At 72.8% G+C, this 6402-nt stretch carries 5 protein-coding genes and 2 pseudogenes; 3 read left to right on the top strand and 4 right to left on the bottom strand.

Annotated elements, in window-relative coordinates; all coding sequences use genetic code 11:
• Nucleotides 1-226 precede the first annotated feature (226 nt).
• Together KSK32_RS00035 and KSK32_RS00030 are read right to left on the bottom strand one after the other, a co-directional pair.
• Complete coding sequence (locus tag KSK32_RS00035) at nt 227-1591, bottom strand: dipeptidase (RefSeq protein ID WP_254186861.1); 1365 nt, start codon at nt 1589-1591, stop codon at nt 227-229.
• Between the two features lie 21 nt (nt 1592-1612).
• Nucleotides 1613-2266 (bottom strand): uridine kinase, encoded by a 654-nt coding sequence (locus KSK32_RS00030; protein WP_289256500.1) that lies wholly within the window; start codon nt 2264-2266, stop codon nt 1613-1615.
• A 111-nt stretch (nt 2267-2377) separates the two neighbouring features.
• On the opposite strand from KSK32_RS00030, the gene KSK32_RS00025 reads away from it, so the two are divergent.
• A complete protein-coding gene (locus tag KSK32_RS00025; RefSeq protein ID WP_216927899.1) occupies nt 2378-2779 on the top strand; it encodes a rhodanese-like domain-containing protein in 402 nt (133 codons plus the stop codon).
• A gap of 71 nt (nt 2780-2850) precedes the next feature.
• Here the strand turns inward: KSK32_RS00025 and KSK32_RS34780 are convergent.
• Nucleotides 2851-3485, bottom strand: a pseudogene (locus KSK32_RS34780) (hypothetical protein).
• Nucleotides 3486-4808: 1323 nt separating this feature from the next.
• Between KSK32_RS34780 and KSK32_RS32970 the strand changes: the two are divergent.
• Nucleotides 4809-5051 (top strand): annotated as a pseudogene (locus KSK32_RS32970) (thioredoxin family protein); the annotation flags it as partial.
• Nucleotides 5052-5297: 246 nt separating this feature from the next.
• Here KSK32_RS32970 and KSK32_RS34410 read toward each other — a convergent pair.
• A complete protein-coding gene (locus tag KSK32_RS34410) occupies nt 5298-5642 on the bottom strand; it encodes a hypothetical protein (RefSeq protein ID WP_216927897.1) in 345 nt (114 codons plus the stop codon).
• Between the two features lie 310 nt (nt 5643-5952).
• On the opposite strand from KSK32_RS34410, the gene KSK32_RS32960 reads away from it, so the two are divergent.
• On the top strand, nt 5953-6348 hold the full coding sequence (locus KSK32_RS32960) for a hypothetical protein (RefSeq protein WP_254186860.1): 396 nt from the start codon (nt 5953-5955) through the stop codon (nt 6346-6348).
• The last annotated feature ends 54 nt before the right edge of the window (nt 6349-6402 follow it).

The raw sequence follows: 6402 nt of genomic DNA, 5'->3' as shown, positions 1-6402 counted from the left end.
CCGGGTGAGCAGCGCGTCGAGCGTGACCAGGGCGGCGGAGAGCTCGCCGATCTGTTCGTGAGCGTGTCCTCGGACCACGCGGAGACGTCGACGTCCCCCAGAGCACGGACGGCGGCCTGGAGCCGCTCCATCTCGTCGTTCGTACGCATGTTCGAAAGGCTATAACACCCCGCCCGCCGACACACCACAAACTCCGACTCGGCCCCGAAGTTACGGTTTCGACACCTCAGGCGCGGTTTCCGGCCTCCGCCACCCGGGCCAGCAGCAGCGCCTCGGCCAGGCACACCCGGCGAAACTCGCCCAGGTGCAGGCTCTCGTTCGGCCCGTGCGCCGCGCGTGCGGGTCCTCCACACCGGTCACCAGGATCGCGGCCTGCGGGAACATCTCCTGGAACGTGGCGATGAACGGGATCGACCCGCCACACCCCGATGTCGACCGGGTCGGTGCCGTCCCAGGCCGTCCGGAACGCCGACCGGGCCGCGTCGAACATCGGCCCGGAGGCGTCGATGACGCAGGGCGCGCCGTCGTGCTCGAACGTCACCGACACCCTGCGCACCCACGGCGCGTGCCGCTGAAGGTGCGCGGTCAGCGCCGCGTACGCCTTCTTCGGGTCGTCGCCCGGCGCCAGCCGTACGCTCAGCTTCGCCTTCGCGGACGGCACCAGCGCGTTCGGGGCCTCGCCGGTGGCCGGCGCGTCCACGCCCAGGATCGCCAGCGCCGGCTTGGTCCAGAGCCGGTCGGTGATCCGCCCGGTACCGAACAGCGTCGCGCCGTCGACCAGGCCGGCCTCGGCGCGGAACCGGTCCTCCGGGTAGTCGACGCTGGCGCCCTCGCGGCCGACCAGCCCGTCCACCGCGACGTCACCGGCCTCGTCGTGCAGCGTGCCGAGCAGCTTCACCAGCGCGGTGAGCGCATCCGGCACGGCACCGCCGAACATGCCGCTGTGCACCGCGTGGTCGAGCGTGCGCACCTCCACGAAGCAGTTGACGATGCCGCGCAGCGAGGTGGTCAGCGCCGGCACGCCGACGTCCCAGTTGGTGGAGTCGGCGATCACGATGACGTCCGAGGACAGGTCGTCGCGGTGCTCGGCGAGCAGCCGCTCCAGCGAGTCCGAGCCGTACTCCTCCTCGCCCTCGATGAACAGCACCACGCCGACCGGGAGCCGGTCGCCGAACGCGCGCAGCGCGGCGACGTGCGCCATGATGCCGGCCTTGTCGTCGGCGGCGCCCCGGCCGTACAGGCGGCCGTCGCGCTCCACCGGCTCGAACGGGTCCGACTCCCACAGCGACAGGTCGCCGACCGGCTGCACGTCGTGGTGCGCGTACAGGAGCACTGTGGGCGCGCCGGGCGGGGCCGCCTTCGTGCCGATCACTGCGGGCTGGCCGCCGGACCGGACGATCCGCGTGTCGAGGCCGCAGCCGCGCAGCAGCTCCGCCACCGCCTCGGCGGAACGCTCCACGTGCGAGTGGTCGAAGCCCTCGAAGGCGATGCCCGGGATGCGGACGAGTCGCTCGAGATCGGCACGGACGCCGGGGAGTTCCCGCTCGACGGCGGCCCGCACCTCGGACTCGGAGAGGATCGGAGTGGTCATGACCGGAATCGTATGCTGGCCTTACCCTGCCCCGTCGCCCGAGCCCGGCCGCGGCCCCACGCGCACGTAGTAGCGGTCGCCGTCGTGCGGCAGGTCCGGGGCGCCGTCGACCACCAGGTCCACCGCCGCCTCGGTGCCGTCGGCGGCGAAGTGCGCCCGCTCCCCCGCGTGCCAGCGGCGCAGCTCCGGCAGGATCTGCGCACCGTCGCGGTCCAGCGCCCGGCGCAACCGCAGTTCGGCCGGCGCGGTGACGAGCACCGACAGCGTCAGCTCGGGGCGTACCGCCGCGCGGGCGGCGCTCACCCCCTCGACGATCAGCACCAGACCGGGCGGCACCGGCACCACCCGGTCCAGGAAGCGCCGGCGCACCCAGCTGTACCGGCGGTAGCCGCCCGTCCGGCCGGCCCGCAGCGGGCCGAGCACCTGCTCCTCCAGCCGGGTCCAGAACGTGAACTGGTCGTCCCAGCCGTCGAGCAGGTCGTCGGTGTGCACGAGCGGCGGGCGGACGCCGCCCGCCCGCGCCGCGAGGGCGTCCGCGAGGCGCGCCGCGAACCGGCTCTTGCCCGCGCCGCTGGGTCCGTCGACGGCGACCAGCCGGGTACGCCCCAACCGCGCCGGACCGGCCAGCACCCGGCGGGCCAACCCGGCGTACGTCTCGATCACCGCGACGTTCACCCGACCGACGCTAACGTTCCCCCGTCCGCTGGAAACTGCGACCCGGGCGGACCGTTTCGCCGAGCGGCGGCGCGGCGCGCTGGGCATCATCGGGGGGTGCTCCATGACGTGATGTGTCCGGGCGTCGACGCCCTCCTGGAACAGGCCCGCGCCGGTCTCCGCCGGCTCACCCCGCACGAGACCGTCGAGGCGGTCCGTGGCGGCGCGCTGCTGATCGACACGCGTACCGAGGCGCAGCGCCGCGAGGAGGGTGAGCTGCCCGGCGCGATCGTCATCGACCGCACGGTGCTGGAGTGGCGGCTCGACCCGGCCAGCGAATGGCGCATCCCCGAGGCCACCGGGTACGACCGCGAGGTCATCGTGGTGTGCCGGGAGGGGTACAGCTCCAGCCTCGCCGCCGCCAGCCTCCAGACGCTGGGGCTGCGGCAGGCCACCGACATGGTCGGCGGGGTGCAGGGCTGGCGGGAGGCCGGGCTGCCGATGTCCGACCGCCCGGCCGACGTGCGCTACTGAGCCCTCGCGGCCGGCGCTGAGGCTCGCGGTCCGAGCCGGTCACCGCCGGCGAGTGCCGGTGGAGCGGCCCGCTACGCCGGTGGCGCGCCGGGCGGCACGAAGGGAAGTCCCGGCGGCGGGCCGGACTCGATGAGCCGCCACAGCGCGTCCGTGTCGAGGTGCTCCTCCACCAGGTCGCCCAGCAGGTCCAGCGTCCGCTCCCGGGCCGCCGCGAAGGACGTGTCCGGCGCGACCTTGAAGCCGGTCCGCCCGGCCGTCTCCGCGACCTCGGTCAGGAACCGGCGGCGGAACGCGTCCGAGGAGAAGGCGCCGTGCCAGTGCGTGCCGTACACGCTGCCGAGACGCGCGCCCTCGCCGGTGCCGTCGGTGTAGCGCAGCAGCGGCGCGAGGCCCGGGTCGGCGGCCGAGACCCGGCCGTGGTGGATCTCGTAGCCGTGGACCGGCACGTCGCCGGCGGCGGTGCCCTCGGCCCGGCGGACCGTCTTGCCCGGCTCGAACGTGATCTCGACGGGCAGCAGCCCGAGCCGGGTACGGTGCCCCGGCGGCTCTCCACCGCATCGTGGATCGCCCGGCCCAGCATCTGGAAGCCGCCGCAGATGCCGAGCAGCGGCCGTCCGGCGGCGGCGTGCGCCCGGACCGCGTCGGCGAGGCCGGTCTCCCGCAGCCAGGCGAGGTCGGCGACTGTCGACTTGGTGCCGGGGAGCACCACAGATCGGCGGCGGCCAGTTCGGCCGGCTCGACGGTGAGGCGTACCCGCACACCCGGCTCGGTCGCCAGCGCCTCCACGTCGGTGGCGTTGCTGATCCGGGGCAGCCGGACCACTGCGACGTCGAGCCAGTCGGTGCCCCGTGGCGCGGCCGGGCGGCCGAGCACCCGCCCGTACGCGAGCGAGTCCTCCGCGTCCAGCCACAGGTCCAGCGCCCAGGGCACCACCCCGTACGTCGGGCGGCCGGTGACCCGGCGCAGCATGTCCAGCCCCGGCTGGAGCAGGCCGCGGTCGCCCCGGAACTTGTTGACCACGAAACGGCCACGAGCGCCTGGTCGGCGGCGTCGAGCAGGGCGACGGTGCCGAACATCGAGGCGAACACGCCACCCCGGTCGATGTCGCCGACCACGATCGTGGGCAGCCCGGCCCGCCGCGCCAGGCCCATGTTGACGTAGTCGCCGTCGCGCAGGTTGATCTCGGCGGGGCTGCCCGCGCCCTCGCAGATCACCACGTCGTACTCGGATCGCAGCTCGGCCAGTGCCGCGTACGCCGTGGTGGCGAGCCGGGCCCGTACCTCGTGGTAGTTGCCGGCGGTGACCGTGTCCACCGCGTCGCCGAGCAGCACCACCTGGCTGGCGTGGTCGCTGCCCGGCTTGAGCAGCACCGGGTTGAAGCGCAGGTCCGCGTCCAGCCCGCAGGCGGCGGCCTGCATCGCCTGGGCCCGGCCCAGCTCGCCGCCCCGACCGTCCGGCCCGACCACCACGGCGGAGTTGTTCGACATGTTCTGCGCCTTGAACGGGCGACCCGGACGCCCCGGCGGCGCAGCCAGCGGCAGATGCCGGCGGTGAGCACGCTCTTGCCGGCGTCGGAGGTGGTGCCGGCGACCAGCAGCCCGCCGCTCACCGCCCGCTCCCCCGGCGCCCCCGCCCACGCTCTGATGCGAAGAATTCTGCCGTACGACCACCCGGCACGCAGAGACGGAGGTCACATTTATCTTTTCGTAACACTACTCAAAGTAACCGAAGTGCGGTCGGTAGGCGATCTCCGCAGGCCGGATAGACGCTTGTCAAGCCCGAAGTTACCGAGACGTAGCGGAAACTGAGCGTGATCTCCCTGGAAACCTCCCATCACGTCCCGTCACGCAAGTGCGGTGTGCATTTGCGTTCCGCACGACCGGCGCGAACAGATGGTGTTCGATTGGCCAGGGTCACCGTCCGGCGCTCAGCGTTTCGTCACCCGCGCGACGGGACAGTCGGACCAGCCGCGCAGGGCCGGACTGAGGTTCCACCGGACGTACGACAATCCGGTGATCGGAGAGAGCAAATGGCAACGGTTGAGCTGACCACGGCCAACTTTGACGAGGTGACCGGCCAGGACGGGATCGTCCTGCTCGACTTCTGGGCGGACTGGTGCGGCCCGTGCAAGCGCTTCGCCCCGGTCTACGAGCGCTCCTCGGAGAAGCAACCGGAACATCGCCTTCGGCAAGGTCGACACCGAGGCGCAGAGGAGCTGGCGGCGAAGTTCAACATCAGCTCCATCCCGACGATCATGGCGATCCGTGACGGCGTGATCGTCTTCGCCAGCCGGGCGCGCTGCCCGAGTCGGGCTGGAGAACTCATCGAGCAGGTCCAGGCGCTGGACATGGACGACGTCCGCAAGAAGCTGGCCGAGACAACCACTGACGTTCGAACACGCCGCGGCGGTGCCCGCCTCGGGCGCCGGCCGGCGGCGTGTTCGCATTCCCGACCGGCAGGACGGCCGACCAGGAATGGCCGAGAGAGGGACCGTTTCGGACGCTTCACTCCCGTAACGTCACCAGACGATGTGGAGACCTTGACCGCCCGCGGGCGCGCGGTCCGGCGGGGCGCCACAGTGCTCGGCCTGGCGCTGTTGCTCTTCGGCACCGTTCGCGGCACCGACGACGACTTCCCGTTCGGCCGTTCCGGATGTACTCCACCCCGACCCGCCGAACGCGCCCGCGCCGGACACCCGCGTCGAGGGCGTCGACCGCTCCGGTGCGGTGGTGCGCTCGGCCAGGAGGGCCACTGGCATCCGCCGCCCGGCCACATCCCGGCCGAGATCGAGGGGCAGCAGGACCGGTACGCCGCCGACCCGAGCCTGCTGCGGACCGTCGCCGATGCGTACGCCGAACGTCAACCGGGCGCACCGGAACTGCTGGAGGTACGGATCGTGGTGCGCTGGTTCGACATCCAGGGCGGCCGCCCGACCGGCGATGGACCGACGAGACCGCCGTACGCTGGGAGACCGGCGGATGACCGCCTGGCTGACCGAGGCGGTCCCGCGCGGCGGATCGCCGCCTCCGCACCCTGGTCTACCTCTTCGTCGCCGCCGATCTGGTCGTCTTCACCCCCTGGGTGCGCACCCGGGTCGACGTTCCCGGCGACCTCTACCAGCCGCTGCTCGTCGGCCGGCTGCTCCCGCTACCCCCCACCCGGCCCTGGTCGGAGTGGTGTTCTGGGCGCTGCTGGTCACCGCGCTGCTCGCCGCCACCGGCCGGGCGCACCGGCTGCTCGGCTGGACGGTCTTCGCGCTGTACTTCGAGTGGATGATCGTGGCGATGAGCTACGGCAAGGTCGACCACGACCGGTTCGCGCTCCTGGTCGCACTCGCCGGTGCTGCCCACCGCCCGGCTGTGCCCGGCACGGCGACCCGATCCGTACCGAGGCGGGCGGCTGGGCGCTGCGGGTCACCCAGATCTCGGTCATCTGCACGTAACTTCCTCGCCGCCTGGGCCAAGTTCCGCTTCGGGGTGGGACGGGCGAACGGCTCGGTGCTGGCCCGGGCGATCATCAGGCGCGGCACCGACCTCGCCGACCTGACGCGCAGGTGCCGCACCTGCTGATCGTGGCGCAGTTCGGCATCCTCGCGTTCGAACTGCTCAGCCCGGTGTGTTCGT

Source organism: Micromonospora sp. WMMB482, assembly GCF_019038635.1.
GTDB lineage: Bacteria > Actinomycetota > Actinomycetes > Mycobacteriales > Micromonosporaceae > Micromonospora > Micromonospora marina.
This window is presented reverse-complemented; position numbering and strand designations above follow the sequence as displayed.